We start from the raw sequence: 25446 nt of genomic DNA, 5'->3' as shown, positions 1-25446 counted from the left end.
GCGCCGAATTGCGCAGACGGGCACGCCGTTTTGACGTGCCCGAGGTTACCAAAGAAAACTTATGCGTCGGCGATGGTCACGCCCATGGAGCGGGCGGTACCGGCGACGATCTTCTTAGCGGCCTCGATGTCGTTGGCATTGAGGTCCGGCATCTTGATCTCGGCGATCTTGGTGAGCTGCTCCTGGGTGAGCTGGCCGACCTTGTCGCGCTGGGGAACAGCAGAGCCGCCCTTCAGCTTGAGCTCCTTCTTGATAAGGTGAGCCGCCGGAGGGGTCTTGCAGATGAAGTTGAAGGAGCGATCCTCGTAGACGGTGATCTCAACGGGGATGATGTCGCCCTGCTTGTCCTGCGTAGCGGCGTTGAACGCCTGGCAGAACTGCATGATGTTGACCTGAGCGGCGCCCAGAGCGGGGCCGACGGGAGGAGCGGGGTTCGCAGCGCCAGCAGGAATCTGGAGCTTGATGACGGTGGCAACCTTCTTCTCAGCCATTGTCATTCCTTCCTGTAAAACACGAACGTGTCGAATAGTTCCTATATCGTCAGCGCGAACTCGTTAGAAGCACACCGTCCCGGTGAGCAGCCGGGCAGCGAAGCGCGAACGCGCGATAGACGCCTAACCGATAACAGAGATCTGATCGAACGAAAGCTCGACCGGGGTCTCGCGGCCGAAGATCATCAGCGTGACCTTGACCTTGCCCGCCTCGGCGTTGACCTCGGAGACCTTGCCGTCGAAGTCGGCAAGCGGACCGGAGATGACCTTGACGGGGGTACCGACCTCGATGCTGACGGAGGTGCGCTTGGGCGTGCCGCCCTTGGTCGACTTCCGCATCATCTTGTTATACTCCTCGCGCGAAAGCGGAGCGGGCTTGCCGTTGGCACCCAAAAAGCCGGTGACGCCGGGCGTGTTGCGCACGCAGGTCCAAGCGTCATCGTCCATCTCCATGCGGACGAGCACATAGCCGGGGAAGATCTTGGAATCCTTAGTCTCGCGCTTGCCGCCCTCTTTGATCTCGGTGACGCGCTCGACAGGAATCTCGATATTGAAGATGCGGTCCTGCATGCCCATAGTCTCGATACGATGCTCGAGATCGGACTTAACCCTATTCTCGTAACCGGAGTAGGTGTGGACCACGTACCAACGCTTGCTCATGCTTACCCCCTCAGCCCGGAGAAGACAACCAGGCCGCCGCTGATGAGGGCGTCGAGGCCGGCAATAACGACACCGACGACGATCAGCGAAACGATGACTGCGATCGAGTAGTTGACAAGCTCCTTCTTGGAAGGCCACACGACGCGCTTCATCTCGGAGCGAACAGAGCTGATGTACTTCTTGGAGCGGGCGATGATACCGGGCTTGGCGTCCTTGGCCTTGGCAGCCTTCTTATCGCTCTTCTTGGAGGCCTTCTTGGAATCGGCCTTCTTGAGGTCAGCCTTCTTGGGCTCAACCTTGGAAGCAGGGGCGGCCTGGGTGGCCTCAGCGCCCTTCTTCTTCGTCTTCTTGTTGGCCATAGCGCTTACCTCCGGGCTAAAGCACATCTTCATTAGAAACCGTAAGCCTCACAAGGAGGCTTACGGATTACAAACTGGCACGCCAGGAAGGACTCGAACCCTCAACAGACGGTTTTGGAGACCGTTGCTCTACCAATTGAACTACTGGCGTATGTAAGTGAGACTAGCGGGTCTCTTTGTGCACGGTGTGACGACGGCACCAGGGGCAATACTTCTTGATCTCCATGCGATCAGGCATGTTCGCCTTGTTCTTGGTCGTCGTATAGTTGCGACGCTTGCACTCGGTGCAGGCAAGTGTAACGAGAGTACGCATGTATCAAAAACCTCCATTTACCGTCCCCTACGGGCACGGTGGAACATTAAACCGCAGATACGATAGTGTGTCAATGCTCCTTTGATATCCGGTGGATTTCTGCAAATACGTTACACAACCTGCACAAAGGAACAGACATGGAAAACCCGGCTCCCCCGAAAGAGGAGCCGGGTTCTAACAAAGCGATCAGCTACGAGCGACTAAAGTTACTCGATGATGGTGCTGACGATGCCCGAGCCGACGGTGTGGCCACCCTCGCGGATAGCGAAGCGCAGGCCCTCCTCCATGGCGATCGGGTGAATGAGGTCGCCCTCGATGGTGATGTGGTCACCAGGCATGGCCATCTCGGTGCCCTCGGGGAGCTTGACGGAACCGGTCACGTCAGTGGTACGGAAGTAGAACTGCGGACGGTAGCCATCGAAGAACGGCGTGTGGCGGCCGCCCTCCTCCTTGGTGAGGACGTAGACCTCGCCGGTGAACTTGGTGTGCGGGTGAACCGAACCGGGCTTGCAGAGAACCTGGCCGCGCTCGATGTCCTCACGCTTGATACCACGGAGCAGGATGCCGACGTTGTCGCCAGCCTCGCAGAAGTCCATGGTCTTGCGGAACATCTCGATGCCGGTAGCAACGGAGGACTGGGTCTCCTTGATGCCGACGATCTCGACGGGGTCGTTGAGCTTGAGCTCGCCACGCTCGACACGACCGGTGGCGACGGTGCCACGACCAGAGATGGTCATGACGTCCTCGACAGCCATCAGGAACGGCTTCTCGTTGTCGCGCTCGGGGGTCGGGATGTAGGAGTCGACAGCATCCATGAGCTCACGGATGGAGGCGTACCACTTCTCCTCGCCGTTGAGGGCGCCGAGAGCGGAACCACGGATGACGGGGATGTCGTCGCCGGGGAAGTCGTACTCGGAGAGGAGCTCACGGGTCTCCATCTCGACGAGGTCGATGAGCTCGTCATCGTCGACCATGTCGCACTTGTTCAGGAAGACGACGATGTAGGGAACGCCGACCTGACGGGCGAGCAGGATGTGCTCGCGGGTCTGAGCCATGGGGCCGTCGGTGGCGGCGATGACCAGGATAGCGCCGTCCATCTGGGCAGCACCGGAGATCATGTTCTTGACGTAGTCGGCGTGGCCGGGGCAGTCAACGTGAGCATAGTGACGGGTAGCGGTCTCGTACTCGACGTGAGCAACGGAGATGGTGATGCCGCGCTCGCGCTCCTCGGGAGCCTTGTCGATGTTCTCGAACGCGGTGAAGTCAGCCTTGCAGCCGTCGGTCTCGGAGAGAACCTTGGTGATGGCAGCGGTCAGCGTGGTCTTACCGTGGTCGACGTGACCGATGGTGCCGATGTTAACATGCGGCTTAGTGCGCTCGAACTTTTCCTTGGCCATGAAGCCTCCTCCTTAAGGTGTCCCTCCGCGGGACGTACCAATAAACTTAGTGGCTCCCCTAGGATATAGGAAAGCCACCGTGTTACCTGGGTAGCGGTGACTGGATTCGAACCAGTGACGCCACGGGTATGAACCGTGTGCTCTAACCAGCTGAGCTACACCGCCGTACTGGAGCCTGCGACCGGACTTGAACCGGTGACCTCCTCGTTACCAACGAGGTGCTCTACCGACTGAGCTACACAGGCGTGAACGGGTGGGAGCTATAGGATTCGAACCTATGTAGGCATAGCCAACGGGTTTACAGCCCGTCCCCATTAACCACTCGGGCAAACTCCCATGTGTTCACGCGCTCGGAGCGGCTGGCCGCCCTTGCGCAGAAAGGATATTACGACGCTCGGGGTCCGCGTGTCAACGGAAAGTCTTCTAATACACGGCTCCGGGCGTATCCCTCCTTTGTCAAACATACGCTGACCTGCGGTTTTGATACTGCTTTATCGTGGTGAGCTTGTGAAGAAGCCTGTTATCGGTGATGTCTGGCGCCGTGGTTGTCCGCATCGTCCGAAAGGCGTCTGGCAGCTTCTGTTGTTGGCGATCGCGGGTCCGGGAGCGACGGCTGGAATCTTCGTTGGCTCCCCTTCGGCTTCGCGGCGGATGCTCGCGCATCCGCACCGCTTCGCGCCCGCAGCCGGGTTCGATTCCTGCACATACGCAAAACGGGCCCGGTTCCGCCGTGGAACCGGGCCCGTCAATCTCATGGAGCCAGCGACAGGAATCGAACCCGCAACCCAGTGATTACAAATCACTTGCTCTACCGTTGAGCCACGCTGGCACGCTTGGCGCTGAGCGCGAAGCCTTTACAGGATAGCGGATGGCGCCAAGGTCGGGCAAGCACAATCCGCCGATGTTACTGCTGTGCGCGGAATGCCTTGAGCTTGGCGAGGGTCTCAGGCGAAAGACGGCTGCCGAGCGTCATCTTTACCTGCGGGGCCTCCTCCGCCTCGCGCACGTCATCATCGACATGACGCAGCTCCTCCACGAACATGCGGGCCGAGATGCGCGCCACGCCCTTGCCCATCACGGTCGCCTGAATGGTGCCGTCGCTTGTGACCACCGTGCAGGCGCGCCCTGCCTCGCGGGCCTCCGTGCACAGCTGCTGCACAACCGTGTCCGCCGATACGCCCGTCGGCGAGTACTCGATCCGCACGCCCGCCTGCGGCAGGTTGGGCCGATCGAAACTCAGGTTGCCTGCGCCGTCGAACACGATGACCGGCTCGTAGCGCCGACCAGCGAACGCCGCGACATCCGCCACGAGCGCCGTGCGGGCGCGGTCGTACACGTCGTGCGAATACGGCTCGTCCCCCTTTTCGAAGATGAGGGACTCGTAGCGCGGCGAGCAATGGATAACGTTGTAGCCGTCAACCACCAAAAGCTCGCGTTTGCCGCTCACATTGGATCCGCGCGGGACGTCGGGCACGGAGAATGCCGAGGCGAACGCGTTGCCCACACCGTAGGTGCTTGCGTCCACATACTTCTGCGCCGAGCCCTCGCCAAAGCGCTTGGCCTTGGACTTTGCACGATTCTTCTTCGTCATGCCCTATTCGACCGCCCCTGCGAACAGGCCGGAGCGGTTCTGGCGCATCCACTCGAACATCATCGTCGTGGCAGCCTGGGCAACATTCAGGCTCTCGGTCTCGCCGCGTTGGGGCAGCTTGGTCAGAAAATCGCAGGTCTCCAGCACCAGGCGCGAGATGCCCTCGCCCTCCGAGCCCATAACCATCGCAACCTTGCCGGCAAGCGGGGCATCCCAGCACACCTGCTCGGCGTGCTCTGACGAACCGCAGACCCAAAAGCCCGCTTCCTTGAGGTCCTCCAGGGCGCGCGCGATGTTGGGAACGCGCGCGATCGGCAGGTGCATGACCGCTCCGGCGCTGGTCTTGTAGGTGGCGACCGTAACCTCCGCGGCACGCTTGCTGGCGATGACCACGCCCGCCGCGCCCACGACCTCGGCCGAGCGCACGATGGCGCCGAAGTTGCCGGCATCGGTCACGTGGTCGAGCACGACCACGAGCGCGGGGCCGTCGCCTGTACGGGCGATGATATCGGCCAGATCGGCATACGGATAGTCGCCGACCTCGAGCGCGATGCCCTGGTGCGCACCATGGCTCGAAATCACCTCGAGCTGCTCGCGCGCCACATACTGGACCGGTACGCTCGCCGAGCGAAGCGCGTCGACCAGCTGGCTGAGCGTCACATCCTTCGAAGCGTTCTCCGCCACCAGCGCGCGCTTGATGGGAAAGCCCGTGCGCAGGGCCTCGGCGGCAGCACGGCGGCCCTCCAGGAAGGAGCCTGCCGGCGCAGCGGGACCCTGGCCGCCACGCACAGGACGCGGCGACGGCTTGCCCGCACGGGACTTGCCGCGCGAAGGCGCGCTCCCCTGCCCCTTTGCGGAGCGCGGTGCCCCGGCGGCCTTGCGGCTATCGTTGCAGGTAGAGCGGCTATCGGTGCGCTGCCCCCTGTTGTTCTGCTGTCGTACCATAAGGCTCCTATCTGATTCGCATCTGTTCGGCTAGCAGTATATAAGGTGAAAGCGCCCCTGCCCCAATTCCACACGCTATATGCGTGCCCGGCAGGTGTAAAAACCCCTGGGGTATTTTCACATTGAAGGCCGCCTCCCGCCCAAAGGCGGAAGACGGCCCTGCCAGGTGCAAAAACCTCTAGGGTTTTTTCACGCCTACTTCTGAATCGTTTTGATACGGGAGCCGGCGGCGGTGTCCTCAATCATGAGACCCATGTCGCGCAGCTGGTCGCGGATGGCATCGGCGAGGTCCCAGTTCTTGGCGGCGCGCGCCTCGGCGCGGGCGGCGAGAATCTTCTCGGCGGCCTCGTTCACGTCGTCGCCCGTGTAGGCGACAAGCCCCGCCGCGACGCCGAGCAGACCTACGGGCAGCTCCTCCTCGGGCTCCGGCAGCTCGACACCGAGCACCTTGAACGCACCGGCGATGCTCGCCGCAGCGCCGGCAGCGACATCCTTGTCGGCAGCGGATCCTGCCTGATCCAGGTACGTGTTGGCCTCGGTTACCAGCTGGAAGTATGCCGCCACCGCACCAGCGGTGTTGAAGTCGTCGTTCATCTGGGCCTCGAACTCGGCCTTGGCCGCATCGACCGCAGCGCCAAGCTTGGCCGCGAGCTCGGCATCCGGCTCGCTCTCGCTGTGGCGCGCAGCCCACACGAGGTTGTTGACCGTGCCGGCAATACGCGCGAGCGAGTTCTCCGCGCCCTCGAGGCGCTCCCAGGAGAAGTCGAGCGGACTGCGATAGTGCGTCTGCAGCATGAGCAGGCGAAGCGCCGCGGCGGAGTGCTTCTCGAGCACCTCCTCGAGCGTAAAGAAGTTGCCGAGGCTCTTGCTCATCTTCTCGCCGTCCACCAGCAGCATACCCGTGTGCATCCAGGTGTTGGCAAAGCCCTGGTGCCAGGCGCAGGTAGCCTGGGCGCACTCGTTCTCGTGGTGCGGGAAGGCAAGGTCAGAACCGCCACCGTGGATGTCGATCGGCGTGCCCAAGTAGCGATGCACCATGGCGGCGCACTCGGTATGCCAGCCGGGACGGCCCTGGCCCCACGGGGAGTTCCACATGGGCTCGCCGGGCTTGGCCGCCTTCCACAGGGCGAAGTCGAGCGGGTCGTTCTTGTCCTCGTTCTCCTCGATACGCGCGCCGACCATAAGATCGTCGATCTTGCGACCGGACACCTCACCGTAGGTGGGGTCGCTGCGCACCGCGAAGTACACGTCACCGTTGTCGGCCGCGTAGGCATGGCCCTGCTCGATCAGCGTCTTGATCATGCCGATCATGGGACCGATCTCCTTGGTCGCGCGCGGGCGGACATCGGGATCCATCACATTGGCCTTGTGCATGACGGCGATGAACTTGTCGGAGAACTCGCTCGCGACCTCCTCGGCCGTGCGGCCCTGCTCGTTGGCGCGGTTGATGATCTTGTCGTCCACGTCGGTCAGGTTCTGCGCGAAGGTGACCTCGTAGCCGGAGGCGATCAGCCAGCGGCGGATGACGTCGAAGCTGATGAACGTGCGCGCGTTGCCGATATGGATGTTGTCGTAGACCGTGGGGCCGCACACGTACATGCGGACCTTGCCCTCCTCGATGGGCTGGAAGTCTTCCTTCTTGCGAGTCTTGCTGTTGTAGATCTTCATGGTAGATACCCTTCTGGGGAGGTTTGCTGGATTCGCCCGGCGCTCGGGCAGTCCTGCGCAAGACGGAGAGCCCACTGGGCTCTCCTTTGCGTGCGGAACTCGCAGCGGGCGAATCCAGCAAACCTCCCTGCATGTCAACTCAACTAGATGGTACCGCACCCAATAGGCGACGTTGCTGCGCCCATCGAGCGGGCAAGGGGTCCTTAGCGGGAAGGAAAGATGGCGAGTTCGGCTGCGCCGAACTCTTTTAGATACATCGTGTGAGAAGGCAGACGGCCCAGGCGCCGATGCCTTCGCCTTGGCCTTCCCAGCCGAGCTTTTCGGTGGTGGTGGCTTTCACGCCGATCTGATCCACGCGCACACCGAGGGCACGGGCGAGGTTCTCGCGCATCGCATCACGATGCGGGGTGATCTTGGGTGCCTGGGCCGCAATGGTGCAGTCGGCGTCAACAAGCTCATAGCCGCGCTCGCGGGCAAACGCCATCACGCGCGAGAGCAACACGAGGGAGTCGGCGCCCTCATAGGCCGGATCCGTGTCCGGAAAGAGCTTGCCGATATCGCCGCCGCGGCAGGCGCCGAGGATGGCGTCGGCCAACGCATGCGCCAGCACGTCGGCATCCGAGTGGCCAAGCAGGCCTTTCTCGTAGGGAATGTCCACGCCGCCGATGATGCAGCGACGCCCCTCCACCAGACGGTGGACGTCGTAGCCGTGTCCTATGGAGAGCGCGGGCAGCTGCATGGCAAAGCCTTCCTCATCTAGTGCGTACCCATGCATCATACCGCACGATGGCAAGCGCATGCGGCGCGAGCCGGGTCTCGTACGGGCACGTTCATCTTGCGGGGCGCGGCCTTCCGGAAGATTGCCGTGCGACAGTCGGGGCACACGCGGGGAATTCGGGCGGCGTGAGGCGCACCTGGCTATAATTGCAGCTTGAGCATTTTACAGACCCACTGCCTGAATGGGTCTGGATCTAAGGCCGTCAAAAAGCTTCACAGTTCGCGCGATTTCCGCCGTCAAACCGGTCACAATCGCTCATATCAGAAGCTATTTCAACCCGTCGACGGCGAAAAGCCCCTGACCAGCAGCCATCTAAAAATGCTTAAGTTACATTTCTTGCCACCCGCCACCGCCCTCCGCGGTACACCGTGGCTGAAATCGTGACTTATGTACCGGCACAGCATGCAAGAACGGGCATGCGCCGAGCACGCTGCCAAAAAACGAGTCCGAAAACAGTCCTTTATGACCGCCATGAGCGATTTGTCCGCTTTGCGCATTCAACGGGCATAGGCTTAACTTCCCCGCGCGGTACAAAACTAAGGATTTCATCCACCGCCGCCCAGATACGCCCGGAACGCGGGGCAAAACACAGCCCGCGACGCTACTGCCGCTGCCCCAGCAGGAACTCGACGAGCGGCAGGTCCTCCGGAAGCGTCACCTTGAGGTTGTCGCGCGGGCTCTCGACGCACAGCACGCGCCCGCCGGCGCGCTCCACCAACGAAGCGTCGTCGGTACCCACGAACCCCTCGGCACGTGCGGCCTCCTCGGCGCGACGCAGGGCCTCCACCGTGAAGATCTGCGGGGTCTGCACGGTCCAATAACTGCTGCGCGGGGGTGTTCCCTGGATGACGGCCTCCTCGTCGACGAGCTTCAGCGTATCGACAGCCGGCTGGCCGCACACCACGCCGTCCGCACCGTCCGTATCGCGCAGCACCGCCACGGCGCGCTCGATAAGCTCCGGGGTGATCAGGGGGCGCGCCCCATCATGGATGGCAACGAAAGCGCAGGTAAACGGCACTGCATCAAGGCCGGAACGGGTGGAATCCTGCCTGGTCTCCCCCGCCGCAGCAAAGCTCACCGGCGTGGAGAGCCCGAACGGCTCGACCGCCACGCGGCGTACCTCATCGGTGCGCTCGGCAGGGCACACCACCACGATATGGCCGACCGACGGCGCCCGGTCGAACGCCAGAAGCGACCACGACATGAGCGGCTTGCCCGCCGCATCGATAAGTTGCTTGCCACCGGGGTTTCCGAAGCGCTGGCCGCTGCCGCCGGCAACGACGACCGCGCAGACATCCCCGCGCGCGGCTTCCATCCTAGGCACCCGCCTTGCCCTGCATGCGCGCAAGCGTATCCGCAAGAATCGCGGGGTTGTTCACACCGAAATCGCCCAGGCGCTCGGGATCCTTCTGGATATCGCCCATCAAACCCTGGAGCGAGCCGTACTCGTCCACGATCTTCTCGGCAACGCCGTCGCGCACGACGGACACGCGCGAAAGCGTGCGCAGGCCGAGCGGGGTCATGACGGAGTCCTCGTCGAGGTCGTCGAAGCCGAGCGCCGCAGCGACGCGGCTAGGATTCGAAAGCTCCTCGGGCGTCATAGCGCTGAAGCACTCGCGGATGCGCAGCGCGTTCTCCTCGGACGAATCGGAGGCGTAATCGCGGATCATGAGGTCGTACTCGGTATCCATGCTCTCGCCCGCCAGTTGCTCCATCTGCATCTGGACGAGCTTGCCCTGGTTGCCGAGCTTGACGATGCAGCTTTTGAGCTCAGTTTTCGCCTGCTGCATGATCTCGAACAGCGAGAAGATGTCCGTGATGTCAGCGAGCGTGACGTAGTCGTCGAGCTCGAGGGCGGTCAGGCGCACGAGCGACTTGTCGAGCGAGGTCCGGGTGGTCTGCAATGTGGCGATGAGCTGGTTGACGGAGCTCATGATCATGGAGACCGGCTGGATCTCGTACGACTTGCCGTGCACGTAGACGTTCACCACCGAGCGGCGCGACGAAACCGAGATGACGATGGCGTCGGTGAGCACGCTCATGCGGGCGGCGGTGCGGTGGCGCATGCCCGTCTCGTTCGTGGAGATGGAGGCATCCGGGTTCAGGTGAAAGTTGGCGCGCAGGATGTGCGAGAGGTCCTCGTCGATAACGACGGCGCCGTCCATCTTCGAAAGCTCGAACAGACGGTTGGAGGTAAACGAGATGTTCAGGGGGAAGCCATCGTTGCCCGAGGCGAGCACGTGCTCGGTGTCGCCCACGCAGATCAACGCGCCAAGGTGGCCCGCGATGATCATATCGAGAGCGGTCCTGATAGGCTGGCCGGGAGCGGTCAGGCGAACGGCTTGGTCCATACGCTTCTGAATCTCGAGTTTATCCAATGTGCTGCTCCATCGAACGTTTCCGCCACAGTCATGCTTTTATTCTCGCATGAAAGATGATGCCCCGAGACTTCTTTTTCAAACTTGAAATGTCGGATTTTCCCACCCGCGGGGGCCTGGAAACATCTCCGTCCTGAAAATGGACAAAGGCGGCTCCTAGGAGGGAGCCGCCTTTGCGAAGCTGGAGATTATCGGGTGCCGGCGCCAGCCTGGGCAACACCGCCCGAGCCACCGCCCGTAAGCGCGGGCGCGCCGCCGCCGCTGCGGGGCGCGGGCTCAAACGAGCCGCCGAGTGCGCCGGTCCCGCGGGGCGCGGGGATCTCGCCCGTGCCGTGGCTGAACACGAACTCGCCATCGACGACGTCGGTCAGCACCGTGTCGCCCTCGCGCCACTCGCCCGCCAGCAGCTCCTCGGATAGCGGGTCCTCGATCAGGCGCTGGATGGCGCGGCGCAGCGGACGGGCGCCGTTGGTGAGGTCGGTGCCCTCGGCCACGATCTTGGCGATCGCGGCGTCGGTCAGCACGATGTTCATGCCGTTCGCGATCAGGCGCTGGCGCAGGTCGTCCACGAGCAGGTGCGCGATCTTGGTCAGCGAATCGCCCGTGAGCTTCTGGAACACGACGATGTCGTCGATACGGTTCAGGAACTCGGGGCGGAACAGGCGCTTGAGCTCTCCCATCGCACGGCTCTTGATCTCGCCGGCGGTCAGGCCGCTTTCGCCCGTCGTGCCGAAGCCCACGCTCGCGTCCTGGGCGATCTCGCGCGCGCCCACGTTGGACGTCATGATGATCACCGTGTTGCGGAAGTCGACCGTCTTGCCCTGGCCGTCGGTCAGGCGGCCCTCATCGAGCACCTGCAGCAGGATGTTGAAGATATCCGGGTGCGCCTTCTCGATCTCGTCGAACAGGACGACCGAATACGGATGGCGGCGCACGGCCTTGGTGAGCTGGCCGCCCTCCTCGTGGCCCACATAGCCCGGGGGGCTACCGATGAGCTTGGAGACCTCGTACTCGCTCGAGAACTCGGACATGTCGAAGCTGATGAGCGCGTCCTTGCTGCCGAACAGGTACTCGGCGAGCGTCTTGGCGAGCTCGGTCTTACCGGTGCCCGTCGGGCCCAGGAAGATGAACGAGCCGCCGGGACGGCGCGGGTCCTTGAGCGGCGAGCGGCTGCGGCGGATGGCCTTGGCCACGGCGTGGACCGCCTCATCCTGCCCGATGATGCGGGTCTTGAGCACGTCCTCGCAGGCCAGCAGGCGACGGCTCTCGTCCTCGGTCAGCGACGACACGGGCACGCCCGAGGTCGCGGACACGATGTCGGCGATCTGCGGCACGTCGATCACGAGCGGGCTCGCGTCCATCTCGGCGTTCCAGGCGGCGCGCGCCTCGGACAGGGCGATCTCGGCCGCATGCTGCTGCTCGGTGAGCTCGGCGGCCTGGTTCATGTCATCGTCGGCGGTCGCCTTGTCCACGGCATCCTTGAGCTCGTTCAGCTTCGTTTCCGCCGTGCGGACCGGCTCGGGGGCGCGGTTGCGCGCGATGCGGGCACGTGCACCGGCCTCGTCGATCAGGTCGATGGCCTTATCGGGCAGGAAGCGGTCCTGGATGTAGCGGGACGACAGGCTCGCCGCGGCATCGACCGCCGCCGGCGTGTACTGCACGTGGTGATGCTGCTCGTAGCGCGGCAGCAGGGCCTTCAGGATCTTGATGGTGTCCTCGACGCTCGGCTCCTCGACATCGATGGGCTGGAAGCGCCGCTCGAACGCCGGGTCCTTCGTCAGGTACTTGCGGAACTCCTCGGCGGTCGTGGCTCCGATGATCTGGAACGAACCGCGTGCGAGCACGGGCTTGAGCATGGAGCTCGCGTCGATGGAGCCCTCGGCCGAACCCGCGCCGATAAGGGTGTGCATCTCGTCGATGAACAGGATGATGTCGTCGGCCTCGGTGGCCTCGGCGATCACGTTCTTCAGGCGCTCCTCGAACTCGCCGCGATACTTGGCGCCGGCAACGAGACCGGGCAGGTCGAGCGTCCAGATGTTCATGTTGAGCAGGTTCTCGGGAACATCGCCCGCGGCGATCTGCTGCGCGAGGCCCTCGACGATGGCGGTCTTGCCGACGCCCGGGTCGCCCAGGATGAGCGGGTTGTTCTTCGTGCGGCGCGAGAGGATCTCCATCATGCGCGAGATCTCCTTCTCGCGGCCGATGACGGGATCGAGCTTGCCGTCGCGCGCCTGCTGCGTGAGGTTCGTGCCGAACTGCGCCAGCGTGCTGCCGTTTTCCTCCTCCGCGCGCGCCGTCTCGCCGGAGAAGAACGGCAGGCCCGCACCGGGACGGCCCGACGCCGATCCGGCCATGGGGCGCTTGCGGCCCTGGTCCTTCGAGGTGAGCTTGTCGACGGCCGCGCGCACCGAGGCGGCGGAGACGCCCAGGCGCATGAGGATGTCCATCGCCATGCCGTCACCCTCGTCGACGATGCCCACGAGCAGGTGCTCGGTCGACACGTAGGTCTGGTTGTTCTCGCGCGCGAGGCGGAAGGAGCGCTCCATGACCGAGATGACGCGCGGCGTGAAGGCCAGCTTGGCGGCCTCGGCCTTCTCGTCCTCGTCGGGCACGGTGGTGCGGGTCTCCTTGAGCTGCGCCATGATGTCGTCGTAGCTGATCTCGAGGGATCGCAGCGCCTCGGCGGCGATGCCCTCCTGCTCCTTGGCGAGCGCGAGCAGCAGGTGCTCGGTGCCCACCTTGGTGGAATTCTGCGCGAGCGCCTCCTCCTTGGCCAGCGACATGACGCGGCGCGCGCGGTCGGTGAATCGATCTAACATGCGAATACCTCTTACATGCTCATATGAAGTGCTGAGGGATACGTTCTGACATGCTGTACCCAAAGTCGAATAATCTTAACCGATTATCGCGTATCGCCTGGGGTATGGGGCGTTTCTCCATAGCGACGGACGCGCAGCGGCCGCCGCAAGCGGCCGCAACGGCCTCAAGGAGCGCCGCCGAACGGTATGCGCATCCCCTACGAGAAGGCGCGCGCCACCTCGTCCGCCGTCGGGATGGCCTGCTGCGCGCCGACCCGCGTGCACGCGAGCGCCGATGCGCGCGTCGCGCGCTCCACCGTCTCGACAAGCGAGGCGCCGGCAGCCGCCCCCTGCGCGAGCGCGCCGATGTAGGTGTCGCCGGCGCCGGTCGTGTCCTGCACGTCCACAGTGGGCGGCACCGAGGCGATGAGCTCGCCGGCATGCAGCACGAGTGACCCCTTCGACCCGAGCGTGAGCGCGACCGTCGTGGGACCCCAGCCCGCAAGCAGCTCCATGGCGCGAACCGCGGACTCCTCGTCGGCAGGGAACACACCCGTCACGATTTCGCACTCCGTCTCGTTCAGGCATACCAAGCCGACGTTTTCCCAGGTTTCGCGCGGCACATCGAGCGCCGGAGCCGGGTTGAAGATCGTATACAGTCCGCGCGCATGGGCGTCAGCCAGCGCCGACAAGGTGGTCGGGACGTCGCATTCGAGCTGCGTGAGGAACACGTCCCCGGGCTCCGCCAGGGCATCGAGCGCCCGAGAGACGTCGGATGCAGACAGCGCGTGGTTTGCCCCCGGGTCGAGCACGATGCGGTTATCCCCCGCCGCGCGGACGATAACGGCGACGCCCGTCGTGCGGTCGTCCAGACGGGCAACGCGCCCGCAATCCACACCGGCGCGCGCGAGCCCAGCCAGCAGCTGGTCGCCGAACGCGTCGGCGCCCACGGCACCCAGCATGTGCACCTGAGCGCCCAGGCGCGCAGCGCCGACCGCCTGGTTGGCGCCCTTGCCGCCCGCGTTCACCACGAAGCCCCCGCCCGTGAGCGTCTCCCCGGCCTGCGGCATGCGCTCGCACGCGATGCTCAGGTCCATGTTGAGGCTTCCGAATACGATCACCTTGTGCATGCGTCCTCCTCAGTTCCCCTCAGCGCCGCGGGTCGCTACCCCAGCGCGGCGATGGCCGCCACGACCATATCCCAAAACGCCTCGACATCGAGGCGCACCGCCACCTGCGTGGCGCACGCGTCCGCCTCGGGCTCGACCCCGCGCAGGTCGGCCACGGTCATGCCGGCCGTGCAGGTTCCCGTCAGCTCGACGTCGATCGGGCAGCGGCGGGTGGTCATCACGCCCGGGTCGATCACGTAGGCGACGGCGCACGGGTCGTGGACCGGCGGGTCCGCGAAGACGCGGTCGGCCCGGTACGCCGCGCGGAAGAAATCCATCATGTTGCACACGTGCCCCGCAAGGTCGGTCCCGAGCGCCGCGATGCGCGCCTGCACCTCCGGCGTGCACAGAGCCTGGTGCGTAAGGTCGAGTCCCACCATCGTGAGGGGCCATGCCTCGTGGAAGACGATGTGCGCCGCCTCAGGGTCGGTCTTGACGTTGAATTCCGCCACCGGGCTCCAGTTTCCGGTGCGAACGGCACCGCCCATGAGCACGACCTCGCGCACGCGCTCGACGATCCGCGGTTCCAGACGAACCGCCAAGGCGATGTTGGTGAGCGGGCCGGTGGGAACGAGCGTCACCGACTTGGGTTCGCGGGCCATGATGGTATCGATCAGCCACGTGACGGCATGGGCTTCGCCCAGCGGCCGTACAGGGCGGGGCAGGTCGACGCCGTCGAGCCCGCTTTCGCCGTGGATCGCCGCGGCGACCTCTCCTTCCCGCACGAGCGGACGGGCGCAGCCCGCGTGCACGGGCACATCGCGGGCACCCGCCGCCTCGAGCACCGCTCGGGCGTTGTACGTCACCTTGCCCAGGCTCTGGTTGCCGCCGACGGTGGTCACGCCGATGAGGTTGACCTCGGGATTTCCCAGCGCAAGCAGCAGTGCCACCGCGTCGTCGTGTCCCGGATCGCAGTCGATGATGATGTCTTTGGGCATGGCCTTCCCCTTCCGGACCGCGCGATGCGTTCGTACCCCGATTATCTCACGCATCCGGGCGACAAGTTTGTACCTGGCCCCATCTTGTCAGATTGTCATGTACCTTAGTATTTTTGCGGGAACCCTTTTATTTCCGTCCCGTTTGGGTATCGTTTGTCTGTCAGATTGACATTCAACCGTTGATAGAAAGCACGCAGGTCCCCATCGTATGCCCGACACCCAGCACGAAGCGCTATCCACCTCCCCTATGCCGCCTGAGCGGCTGCTCATCGGCCTCGACGTCGGATCGACGACCGTCAAGGTCGTAGTCGTCGAGCCCGGCACGCATAGGGTCCTCCACACGAGCTATGAGCGCCACCACGCGCATCAGGTCGCTTGCGCCGCTGCCGCCCTGCGCCGCGTGGCAGAAAAGCTCGACGGGCAGCCGGTCGCCCTCGCGGTGACCGGTTCGGGGGCGGCACCCATCGCCGAGACCTGCGGCGTCCCCTTCGTGCAGGAAGTCGTTGCGGGCGCTGCCGCCGTGCAGGCGCTCTACCCGCAGGCGCGCACGGTCATCGAGCTCGGCGGGCAGGACGCCAAGATGGTCTTCTTCAAGACCGACCCCTACGGCGGCGCCTCGCGCGTCGACGACATGCGTATGAACGGCACCTGCGCCGGCGGTACCGGCGCGTTCATCGACGAGATCGCCTCGGTGCTGGGAGTTCCCACCGAGAGCTTCGAGGCCCTGGCGGAGCGCGGCTCGACGGTGTACGAGATCTCGGGCCGCTGCGGAGTCTTCGCCAAAACCGACATCCAGCCGCTGCTCAACCAGGGCGCTGCCAAGGAGGACATCGCGCTCTCCACGTTCCACGCGCTCGTCAAGCAGACGGTCGGCGGCCTGGCCCAGGGTCTGGACATCGAGCCGCCCGTCGTGTTCCAGGGCGGCCCGCTCACGTTCAACCCCACGCTCGTGCGCGTGTTCGCCGAGCGCCTCGGCTTGGCGCCCGAGCAGGTCATCATCCCCGAGCATCCCGAGACGATCGTCGCGCGCGGCGCGGCGCTCTGGCTCGAGCGGCGCGGGAGCAACTCCGCGCAGACCCCCTGCAACCTCGCAGCTGCCGCCGACGCGCTCGACGCTCTCGCCCGCACGCCCCAGCCGCGCGCCACGCGCGTGGCGCCCTTCTTTTCCTCCGAGAAGGAGCGCCGCGCCTTCGAGCGGCGCCATGAGATCAAGGCCATCACGCCGCCCGAGCTCGCAGCGGGCACGACGCTGCCCGTCTACGTGGGCATCGATGCCGGCAGCACCACCACGAAGCTCGTGCTCTTAGGCCTGGACGGCACGCCCGTCGACTCGTTTTACTCCTCGAACCAGGGCGAACCCATCGACGTGGCGCGCGACGCCCTCGTGGGCCTCGCGGATGCCTATGCGGCGCGTGGCGTGACGCTGCAGGTGCGCGGCCTCGGCACGACAGGCTACGGCGAGCAGCTCTTCGCCCGCGCCTTCGGGGCCGACTACCACACCGTCGAGACCGTCGCCCACGCGCGCGCCGCGCTCGCCTACCGCCCCGACGCCACGTTCATCCTCGATATCGGCGGACAGGACATGAAGGCCATGTGGGTCGACGACGGCGTGATCACAGACGTCATCGTCAACGAGGCGTGCTCGTCGGGCTGCGGCTCGTTTTTGGAGAACTTCGCCCGCTCGCTCAGCATCCCGTTGGCGGACATCGCCGAGACCGCGTTCTCGTCCACCGATCCCGCGTCGCTCGGAAGCCGCTGCACCGTCTTCATGACCAGCAGCGTCATCTCCGAGCAGCGCGACGGCAAGACGCCCGCGGACATCATGGCGGGACTTTGCCGCTCAATCATCGAGAACGTGTTCACGAAGGTCGTGCGCGTGCCCAACATGGATGCGCTCGGCGAGCACATCGTGGTGCAGGGCGGCACCTTCACCAACGACGCCGTGCTGCGCGCCTTCGAGCAGTACGTGGGCCGCGAGGTCACGCGCAGCCCCTACCCCGGCCTCATGGGCGCCATCGGCGCCGCTCTGCTCGCCAAGGAGCAGGTGGAGAGGAACGGGGGCGACAGCGCTTCCGGCTCGTCCTTCATCGGCTTCGACGCCGTCCGCGCGCTCTCGTTCACCCGCGAGGGCAACGTCACCTGCCCGTTTTGCGGCAACCACTGCGCGCGCACCATCATCAGCTTCTCCACGGGCGAGCGCTATGTGACGGGCAACCGCTGCTCGCGCGGCGAGGTGATGGGCGACCCGCACGACGCCCAGGTACGCGAGCGCGCCAAGCAGGCGGCCGAGCAGGCAGCGCGCGTGCCGAACCTGTTCGAGGAGCGCACAAAGCTGCTGTTCCGCCGGCCCGAGCACGCCCAGATCCTGCCCGACAACGGCATCCGCATCGGCATTCCGCGCGTGCTCGCTATCTGGGACAGTGCGCCGTTTTGGACCGCATTGCTCGAGTCGCTCGGCTTCACCGTCGTGCTCTCGGCCATGAGCACGCACAAGATGTTTGAGAGCGGCCTTTCCGCCGTGAGCTCCGACACGGTCTGCTTTCCGGCGAAGCTCGTCCACGGCCACATCCGCGACCTCGCCACGCGGCAGGTCGACCGCATCTTCATGCCCATCATCACCACCGTCGCGCCCGAGGGGACGGCCAGCACGGCGGAGTCCATGTGCGCCGTGGTGAAGGGCTACCCCATGGTCATCCGCTCGTCGGACAACCCCGCCAAGCGCTTCGGGATCCCCTTCGACTCGCCGCTGTTCCATTGGTACACCGCCGACGACCGCGAGCGGCAGCTCGTGCAGTACCTAGCGACGACGTTCGGCATCCCGGTCGACGCCACGCGCGCCGCGCTCGCCGAGGCCGACCGCGCGCAGGCGGCCTTCACCGACGCGCTCGAGGCGCGCGGCCGCGAGGTTCTCGAGCAGACGCAGGCCGCCGGCGGCACCTGCGTCGTGCTGGCGTCGCGCCCCTACCAGACCGACCCGATCGTGAACCACAATCTGCCCGGCATGTTCATCGAGCAGGGTGTGCCCGTGCTCACCGCCGACGCCGTCCCGGGCATGCGCGAGGTGGACCTCACGCGCAGCCGTCTGGATATCGCCAACAACTACCACGCCCGCATCCTATCGTGCGCGCTCATCGCCGCGCGCACCGAGGGCCTCGAGTTCGCGCAGATCGCGAGCTTCGGCTGCGGACACGATGCGTACCTCGCCGACGAGGCGGCGCGCCTCATGCACGAGGTGTCGGCCAAGCGGCCGCTTCTGCTCAAGGTGGACGAGAGTGCCGCCGAGGGCGCCCTGCGCATCCGCGTGCGCTCGTTTTTGGAGACGACGCGCATCCGCCGTGCGCGCGGCGACGCCGACGACGAGGTCCGCGAGCTTTCCGATCCCTACCCGGTGAAGTTCACCAAAGACGAGCGCGACACCTACACGGTGCTCGTGCCCAACACGTCGCACGCCTTCTCGCGCCTCATGGCCGCCGCTTTCACCAAGCAGGGCGTGCGCGCCGTCTCGCTGCCGGTCGGGCGCGAGAACGCCATCCGCCTGGGCAAGCGTTATGTTCACAACGACATCTGCTTCCCCGCGCAGATCGTGATCGGCGAGGTGCTCGACGGCCTGATGAACGGCGGGTACGACCTCGACCACACCGCGGTCATGATGGCCAAGTACGTGGGCGATTGCCGCCTGACGCACTACTCGGCGCTGCTGCGCAAGGCACTCGACGATGCGGGCTTTTCGCAGGTGCCCATCCTCACGAACGACCTTGCCGACAACCACGACCTGCACCCTGGCTTCAAGATGAGCCTCATGACCGCCATGCGCATCGCCTATGGCCTGCCGATGATCGACGCCCTGGAGGAGCTGCTGCGCAAGATGCGCCCCTACGAGCTCGAGCCGGGCGCCGCCGACCGCGCCTTCGAGATCGCCCTGGACCACGTGATCGAGGGCACGAAGCGCCACGGCGTGCGCGGGGCGCTTTCCGGCTTCCGTCGCGCCATCCAGGTCATGGCCGACGTGAAGATCGACCGCTCGCATCCGCGGCCCACCGTGCTGATCGTCGGCGAGTATCTGCTGAACTTCCATCCCGGCGCCAACCGCGACATCGAGCGCTACCTGGAGCGCAACGGCTTCGAGGTCATCGAGGCGCGCATGACCGACGTCATCCGCAAGACGTATTTCTACAAGCACGCGCAGGTGCGCGAGTACGGCATCCACAAGCCGCTTTCGCAGAAGGCCGAGTGGGCCGTTTCGGACGATGCCTTCGAGTTCGCCCAGAGCGCGTGCGACCGGATCGCCTCGAAGCACCCGCTCTACGAGGCGCCCGAGCGCATGGGAGAGCTCGTGCGTGCGAGCGACGACATCGTGCACCACACGTTCGACGCCGGCGAAGGCGTGCTGATTCCCGCGGAGATCCTGCACCACGCGGCGCGCGGCTGCCGTGCGTTTTTGATTCTGCAGCCCTTCGGATGCCTGCCGAACCATATCGTGGGGCGCGGCATCGTGAAGAGCCTGAAGGAGCGGTATCCGGACGCCTCGATCCTGCCGCTCGACTACGACCCCGACACGAGCCAAGCCAACATCGAGAACCGCCTCCAAATGCTCATGATGGAGGCCCGCGAGCAGGGGTAGCCTCCATCCGGCTGGAAAGGGGAAAGGCCCCCCGGCTTCCCGTTCGAAACGTCCTCGCCCTGCGGGCTGCGGGATTGTTTCGAACGGGAAGCCGGGGGGCCTTTCCCCTTTCCAGCCTGCGGCGACCCTGTTCGAACGCGGGCGGCGGGGCTGGCGTGGTTGGAGCGGCCACGGGGGTGAGGGGTGTTGGGGGTTGAAGCGGGTACTGGTCGATTTGGTTCTTGCACTTTCGATACTTGGTGTTACTATGTAGTTGGTACTTTGTTTTGCTAGGTAGGGTTTGGGAGGTGGAGATGGGGTCTTCTCAGATGCTCAAGGGGGTGCTTGAGGGGTGCGTGCTGGCGCTGATCGGGCGGGGTGAGACGTATGGGTATGAGCTTGTTTCAGAGTTGGACCGGTATGGGTTTCATGATGTTGCCGAGGGAACGCTTTATCCGCTGCTTATGAGGCTCGAGAAGCGCGGTGCGATCCGTGCGACGTATCGCGCGTCGGAAAAGGGACCGCGACGCAAGTACTATGCCGCCACCGATGCTGGGCGCCAGGAAATCGCCCAGTTCGCGCAGGAATTCTCCGAACTCTCCCACGCGGTGGCGCGGGTGCTTGGCTCTTCAGATTGCGAGGTTCATCATGGCCGATAACCTGATTTCCGCACGGCTGCGCAACCGGAAGCTTGAGCGTGCTCTGCGCTCCCCCGCAGCGAGGAAAACCGTCCGCCGGCTTCGCGGGGCACTTGCCTGCCGCGGCGTCTCGTGTGCCGACCGCGAGGCGCTGCTGTACGATACGCTGCTCGCCATGGGCGAAAGCGAGAGCCGCGGGCTCGATGCCGTCGCCGCCCTTCTGGGCTCGCAGACCGTTGAGCAGTGCGCCGACGGCATGGCCGCCGCGTGTGGGACGCTCCCCCGATGGGCCGTCTCTGTGCGCCTGCTTGCGCTGCTTGCCCTGAGCTGGACGATCTTTGCGTCGATGCAGCTTGTCTACCGCTGCGCAACCTCGCTTGCCAGCGGATCGTGGCTTGAGTTTCCGCTCGTAGGGCTTCGAACGTCGGACGTCTTCTCCGTCAGCCGGGCCGTGGTGCCGCTCGCCTTGCTTCTCGCACTGGGACTTACCATCGCCCGCCGCGTGCGCGGTCTGCCCGGGCCCCATGCCCTTCCCACTATTGCAGCGCCTATCGTTCTTCAGCTGGTAACGGCATTCGGGGCGCCCGTCGGTCCTCTGGACCGCATGCGGCTCTACCTCGGGTCGCTCTTCGGCGATCCGGGAGCAGGGTACGCGATACTCCCGAGCGACCATCCCTACGATGTGATCAATGCCGCCGTTATCGCTGCCGCTCTTCTGGTTCTGCTGCTCGCGGCGCTCGGCATCTGTTATGTCGTCGAACGGCGGCATGCCGCGTAGCCGTCCGATTCAGCGATCCCCGCCGGGTTCCATCTACCGGCGGGGATCATCGTGATTGCAACTTGATGTCAGGCGCTCTACGCCTGAGCCGGAGCTGCCAGCACCGTACCCTCGGGGAAGGCACGGCGGAACAGCCAGCGCGAGACGGGGCCGGCGACGAGCAGGTTCCACGGCAGGGCCGCCACGAAGTTCCACGGGATATTGGAAATCCAAGTCGGCAGGATCATGGCAGCGTCGCCCACGTGGGTAAAGGCCTCGAGCGCGCCGTAGAGCGACATGAACAGCACCATCGGGAACACCATCATCGTGCTGATGGCGAGCGTCATGGCGCGCGGGCTGCTCACACCCGGCGTCACGAGGAAGCGGAAGGCGAACCACTTGGCAAAACGGCTGGCAACCAGCACGTCGAGCAGCATCGCCACGATGTAGGCGGGCGGAAATCCGAGCCAGGCCTCGGCAAGCGTGGTCAGGCTGAACTCCCAACCGTGGATGCGCGCCACGTTATAGACGGACATCCAGAGCACCATGCAGAAGCACATGATGACGGTGAAGATGAGGCTTTCGCGCTTGTTGGTCGGCATGTGTTTGGTAATCCTTTCTCGACGGATGCACGACGCAGGCAGCCCAAACGAAAAAAGCTGGCGTACCGATTCGCGCGGGCACGCCAGCTTCGATATGTTGGTTTGAGCAGCTGTGGGAACTACCCTATCAAGAATTCTCCTCGCTCGTAAGCGTTTTGTTTATGGAGCGCGGCGCCGCTATTGGCGTCCGCTCGGCTTGAGCACCGGCAGGATCGCGTTGACCAGGCTGTTCAACGGCATCGTTTGCAGCCACACCGTACCCGGACCGGTCAGGACCGTGTTGAAGACGCCCTCGCCGCCGAAGACCAGGTTCATCGCGCCCTTGACCATCTGGACATCGAGCGACACGCCCGCGGTGAACCCGAGCACGCTTCCCGTATCGACGACGAGCTGCTCGCCCGGTGCGAGCTCGTAGCTCACGAGGTCCCCGTCGACCTCGATAAACGCTGCACCGCATCCCGAGAGACGCTGCATGATGAACCCTTCGCCCCCGAACAGGCCGCCACCGACGCGATGGTTGGCGAACATCGAGAGCTCGACGCCCATCTCCGAGGCCAGAAAGCCCGCCTTCTGCACGATGAAATCGCGGCCAGGCGCAATGGCGATCGGCAGGATGCGCCCGGGGAAGCTCGAACCGAATGCGATCTTGCCAGGCTGCCGCGCCGTGAAGACATTCTGGAAGATATGCTCTCCGGTTAGCATGCGCCCGAAGACCCCCTCCAGGCCGCCGCCCTCGGTTGCCATGTCGATCCACGGATCCATCCATACCATCGATCCGCGCTCCGTCCGCATCTGCTCTCCGCCCTCCAGGTAGCACACGACCACCGGATACGCCTCGCTTACGATCTCGTATCGCATCTCTCCCCCTCACGTTTGCACGCTATGCGCTCCAGCTGTGGCTCAACTATACGGCTATTCATACGGTCTATAGTGTTCTATATTGTGTATTATATTTCTGTTGGTCTTTTGTTGGCATCATCGGGAATGTAAGCAGCATCCGGCACACTCTATGGACGGTTGACCTGCTAGGCGGATACCGCGCAACCGGGTATATTCTCTTTCGGGCAGAAGGCCCGTTATTTCGAGAAAGGACTGCCATGGATATCAAGGCGATTGCAGAGCAGGTCATGGGCGCGCTTGGTGACAGCCCCGAGGCCATCAAGAATTTCATCTCCGATCCCGGTGCCGCCATCGAGGGTATCACCGGCGACAAGCTCGAGGGCGCTGACCTCATGGGCGTTGTCGACCACATCAAGGAGACCGTCATGGGCGGCGGCATCGAGCTGCCCGAGGGCCTCGACCTCGGCGCCATCACGGAGAATCTCGGCGGCCTGACCGAGAACCTGGGCGACGTGCTCGAGAACTCCCCGCTCTCCGGTATCGCCGAGGGCCTGGGCGGTCTGTTCGGCAAGAAGTAAATCGCTTCCCGACATACACCTTCTTACTGTAAAACCGGCTGCCGCGCATCGCGGCAGCCGGTTTCCTTTTCCGCCTACCCAGAAAGCCTTCTTGGCCCTGACGGCATCCAAATATGCACTGAACCAAGAGCTCCCAATGGAGACGCACGACACCAAGGATCAAATCCGCGACTTTTGAGATACCTCACCGGTATTGTGGGTTTTTATCGCAACGATTTGAGTCGATTCTATGCACGTTGATTATCATATACGCAGGTCAGATGAATTTGTTATGCACGATGCTACGTGACGTTACGTCACTTACCATGCATACCTCTCAAAAGTCGCAGATTTGATCCTCGCCTATGCAACACGCCCCCGCATTACCCGAATCGCAGGCAAAACCCGCAGTGATTCGAGGAAGACAGGGCTCCGAAGCGTTCATTTTCGTCCAGCATACAGCGCAAAACGGCGGGTGCGTCCCAGAGGGGCGCACCCGCCAACGGAAAAGGGATGGCGAATGATATTTTGTGCTAGATCGGAAGCGCACCGATCACGCCGTAGACGACCAGGTACAAGACGAGCAGGATGAGGCCATAGTACTTGCCGTATTCCTTCATGAACTCCGGGAAGTTGAGCTTGCACTCGCCGCACAGCATGTAGAGCGCGGGAATAACGGGGCTCACGAGGCGGAAGGACTGGCCGACCATCGAGGCGACCGCGGCCTGCGTGGCCGTGATGCCGAACTGAGCCATAACGTCCTTCATAACCGAAGCGATACCGAAGTAGAAGGCGTCCTGCGGCAGGAAGCAGATGGCGGGCGTGGCGATAACCGCGTAGATGGGTGCCATGTGACTGGACAGCTGCGTCGGGATGATGTTGGCGATGAAGTTCGCCAGAGCGGTCGCCATGCCGGAGCCGGACAGCACACCGGAGAACACGCCGGCGCCAAGGGTGATGACGGCGGTCGGCAGGACGTCGGCGGCGAGGTCCTCAAGACGCTGGGAGCTCTCGTCGACGTTCGGGTAGTTGACCACAAGTGCGATGGCCGAGGCGAGCATGAAGATGATTGAGCCGTGAATCTCGCCCTGGATGAGAAGCACAACAGCCAGAAGCGTAAGAATCAGGTTGAACGCGAACAGCTTGGGGCGCTTGAGCTCGACATCCTTGTCGCGCACGGCGGCGATCATCTTATCGAGCTGCTCGGGCGAAACCGCCTTGGCATCCTCAAGCGACCAGCCGAGGCGCTTGCGCTCCTTGCGGCCCAGGAAGTACGTGATGACGATGACCATGATCTGCGCCGCGATAAGGCCGGGCAGAAGCGCCGCAAAGAGCTCGTTCACCTCGATGCCCTGCGCCGTCGCAGAGGCGATGGTGGGGCCGCCCCACGGCAGCTGGTTCCAGATGCCGATCGGCGCGACGATAACGATCGCGAGGTAGATGAGCTTCAGGCCCATCTGCTTGTAAAGGTTGATGAACGCGGACAGGCAGATGATGATCGTCGTGGTGGTATCGCCGTTGAACGAAACGACCGAGGCAACCATCACCGTGGACATGAGGACCTTCAACGGATCGCCCTTGGCCATCTTGATAAAGAAGGCGGCAACGGGATCGAACAGGCCGACGCCCAGCATGAGGTCGAAGTACAGAATCGAGAACAGGATCGTGAGGCCCGGCGAGATGACGCCCATCGACGTGCTCTGCGCCTCGTAGTCCACCGAGTAGAACACGCCCTCTTTGATCCAGGTGAACAGGTCGGAGAAGCTCGAACCGGTGACGAACATCGCCACGACGCCGAAGACGAGAGGCACCAGCGTGAGCGCATTGAAAACCGAGAGCTTCTTGATGGACAGAAGCACGATGAAGCTCACGATCATGGCAAGGGCCAAAGCGGTCAGCAAGGGGGAAGCACCTCCAAGTTGAAATCACTGTTTGGTTGGTAAAGACTATAAAGCGGACGATGTCCG

The 25446-nt window shown here is 64.1% G+C and carries 21 protein-coding genes and 5 tRNA genes; 4 read left to right on the top strand and 22 right to left on the bottom strand.

What is annotated here, in order from left to right; translation table 11 throughout:
• Positions 1–59: 59 nt before the first annotated feature.
• The 19 genes from rplK to H6A16_RS05175 form a co-directional block, all read right to left on the bottom strand.
• A complete protein-coding gene (gene rplK / locus H6A16_RS05265; protein WP_204616777.1) occupies positions 60–491 on the bottom strand; it encodes a 50S ribosomal protein L11 in 432 nt (143 codons plus the stop codon).
• 123 nt (positions 492–614) lie between these two features.
• Positions 615–1151: a transcription termination/antitermination protein NusG gene (gene nusG / locus H6A16_RS05260; protein ID WP_204616775.1), complete on the bottom strand. Its 537-nt coding sequence runs from the start codon at positions 1149–1151 to the stop codon at positions 615–617.
• A gap of 2 nt (positions 1152–1153) precedes the next feature.
• Positions 1154–1510: a preprotein translocase subunit SecE gene (gene secE, locus H6A16_RS05255; protein ID WP_204616773.1), complete on the bottom strand. Its 357-nt coding sequence runs from the start codon at positions 1508–1510 to the stop codon at positions 1154–1156.
• 75 nt (positions 1511–1585) lie between these two features.
• Positions 1586–1661, bottom strand: a tRNA-Trp gene (locus H6A16_RS05250).
• A 12-nt stretch (positions 1662–1673) separates the two neighbouring features.
• Positions 1674–1823, bottom strand: coding sequence for a 50S ribosomal protein L33 (gene rpmG, locus H6A16_RS05245; RefSeq protein WP_079989048.1), 150 nt, complete (start codon positions 1821–1823; stop codon positions 1674–1676).
• 206 nt (positions 1824–2029) lie between these two features.
• Positions 2030–3220 carry an elongation factor Tu gene (tuf, locus tag H6A16_RS05240; protein ID WP_204616770.1) on the bottom strand — a complete coding sequence of 397 codons (1191 nt, stop codon included), beginning with the start codon at positions 3218–3220 and terminating at the stop codon, positions 2030–2032.
• A 91-nt stretch (positions 3221–3311) separates the two neighbouring features.
• Positions 3312–3385 (bottom strand) — tRNA-Met (locus H6A16_RS05235).
• A gap of 4 nt (positions 3386–3389) precedes the next feature.
• Positions 3390–3465: transfer RNA gene (locus tag H6A16_RS05230), tRNA-Thr, on the bottom strand.
• A gap of 9 nt (positions 3466–3474) precedes the next feature.
• Positions 3475–3556, bottom strand: a tRNA-Tyr gene (locus tag H6A16_RS05225).
• A gap of 418 nt (positions 3557–3974) precedes the next feature.
• A tRNA-Thr gene (locus H6A16_RS05220) sits at positions 3975–4049 on the bottom strand.
• 75 nt (positions 4050–4124) lie between these two features.
• Positions 4125–4811 (bottom strand): NYN domain-containing protein, encoded by a 687-nt coding sequence (locus H6A16_RS05215; protein WP_204616768.1) that lies wholly within the window; start codon positions 4809–4811, stop codon positions 4125–4127.
• Between the two features lie 3 nt (positions 4812–4814).
• The gene (gene rlmB, locus H6A16_RS05210) at positions 4815–5756 is read right to left on the bottom strand and encodes a 23S rRNA (guanosine(2251)-2'-O)-methyltransferase RlmB (RefSeq protein WP_204616766.1); all 942 of its coding nucleotides are present in this window, start codon (positions 5754–5756) and stop codon (positions 4815–4817) included.
• Between the two features lie 195 nt (positions 5757–5951).
• Entirely contained in the window at positions 5952–7424 is a 1473-nt protein-coding gene (gene cysS / locus H6A16_RS05205; protein WP_204616763.1) for a cysteine--tRNA ligase, read from the bottom strand.
• Between the two features lie 247 nt (positions 7425–7671).
• Positions 7672–8163 (bottom strand): 2-C-methyl-D-erythritol 2,4-cyclodiphosphate synthase, encoded by a 492-nt coding sequence (gene ispF, locus H6A16_RS05200; protein WP_204616761.1) that lies wholly within the window; start codon positions 8161–8163, stop codon positions 7672–7674.
• A gap of 640 nt (positions 8164–8803) precedes the next feature.
• Complete coding sequence (ispD, locus tag H6A16_RS05195) at positions 8804–9517, bottom strand: 2-C-methyl-D-erythritol 4-phosphate cytidylyltransferase (RefSeq protein WP_204616759.1); 714 nt, start codon at positions 9515–9517, stop codon at positions 8804–8806.
• Between the two features lies 1 nt (position 9518).
• On the bottom strand, positions 9519–10553 hold the full coding sequence (gene disA / locus H6A16_RS05190) for a DNA integrity scanning diadenylate cyclase DisA (protein WP_239458221.1): 1035 nt from the start codon (positions 10551–10553) through the stop codon (positions 9519–9521).
• Positions 10554–10768: 215 nt separating this feature from the next.
• Positions 10769–13399: an ATP-dependent Clp protease ATP-binding subunit gene (locus H6A16_RS05185; RefSeq protein WP_204616755.1), complete on the bottom strand. Its 2631-nt coding sequence runs from the start codon at positions 13397–13399 to the stop codon at positions 10769–10771.
• A gap of 197 nt (positions 13400–13596) precedes the next feature.
• The gene (locus H6A16_RS05180; protein ID WP_204616753.1) at positions 13597–14508 is read right to left on the bottom strand and encodes a ribokinase; all 912 of its coding nucleotides are present in this window, start codon (positions 14506–14508) and stop codon (positions 13597–13599) included.
• Between the two features lie 35 nt (positions 14509–14543).
• Entirely contained in the window at positions 14544–15485 is a 942-nt protein-coding gene (locus tag H6A16_RS05175) for a nucleoside hydrolase (RefSeq protein WP_204616751.1), read from the bottom strand.
• A 208-nt stretch (positions 15486–15693) separates the two neighbouring features.
• On the opposite strand from H6A16_RS05175, the gene H6A16_RS05170 reads away from it, so the two are divergent.
• The 3 genes from H6A16_RS05170 to H6A16_RS05160 all read left to right on the top strand — a co-directional run bounded on the left by H6A16_RS05170 (position 15694) and on the right by H6A16_RS05160 (position 21501).
• Complete coding sequence (locus H6A16_RS05170) at positions 15694–20106, top strand: acyl-CoA dehydratase activase (protein ID WP_204616749.1); 4413 nt, start codon at positions 15694–15696, stop codon at positions 20104–20106.
• Positions 20107–20399: 293 nt separating this feature from the next.
• The gene (locus tag H6A16_RS05165) at positions 20400–20744 is read left to right on the top strand and encodes a PadR family transcriptional regulator (protein ID WP_204616747.1); all 345 of its coding nucleotides are present in this window, start codon (positions 20400–20402) and stop codon (positions 20742–20744) included.
• The gene (locus H6A16_RS05160; protein ID WP_204616745.1) at positions 20734–21501 is read left to right on the top strand and encodes a hypothetical protein; all 768 of its coding nucleotides are present in this window, start codon (positions 20734–20736) and stop codon (positions 21499–21501) included. The genes H6A16_RS05165 and H6A16_RS05160 overlap by 11 nt, the downstream gene beginning before the upstream one ends.
• 77 nt (positions 21502–21578) lie before the next feature.
• Here the strand turns inward: H6A16_RS05160 and H6A16_RS05155 are convergent, their stop codons facing one another.
• Together H6A16_RS05155 and H6A16_RS05150 are read right to left on the bottom strand one after the other, a co-directional pair.
• Positions 21579–22082 carry a DUF2798 domain-containing protein gene (locus H6A16_RS05155; protein WP_204616742.1) on the bottom strand — a complete coding sequence of 168 codons (504 nt, stop codon included), beginning with the start codon at positions 22080–22082 and terminating at the stop codon, positions 21579–21581.
• 177 nt (positions 22083–22259) lie between these two features.
• Positions 22260–22940, bottom strand: a complete 681-nt coding sequence (locus tag H6A16_RS05150; protein ID WP_204616740.1) for a TIGR00266 family protein — start codon at positions 22938–22940, stop codon at positions 22260–22262.
• A 239-nt stretch (positions 22941–23179) separates the two neighbouring features.
• On the opposite strand from H6A16_RS05150, the gene H6A16_RS05145 reads away from it, so the two are divergent.
• Positions 23180–23500, top strand: a complete 321-nt coding sequence (locus tag H6A16_RS05145; RefSeq protein WP_204616738.1) for a hypothetical protein — start codon at positions 23180–23182, stop codon at positions 23498–23500.
• A gap of 512 nt (positions 23501–24012) precedes the next feature.
• Here the strand turns inward: H6A16_RS05145 and H6A16_RS05140 are convergent.
• Positions 24013–25380 carry a citrate:proton symporter gene (locus H6A16_RS05140; protein ID WP_204616735.1) on the bottom strand — a complete coding sequence of 456 codons (1368 nt, stop codon included), beginning with the start codon at positions 25378–25380 and terminating at the stop codon, positions 24013–24015.
• Positions 25381–25446 lie beyond the last annotated feature (66 nt).

Origin of the sequence: Collinsella tanakaei, assembly GCF_016900375.1 — a bacterium.
In the GTDB taxonomy this organism is placed as follows: domain Bacteria; phylum Actinomycetota; class Coriobacteriia; order Coriobacteriales; family Coriobacteriaceae; genus Collinsella.
Note: the sequence above shows the minus strand (reverse complement) of the source record. Positions and strands in the feature narration are given on the sequence as shown.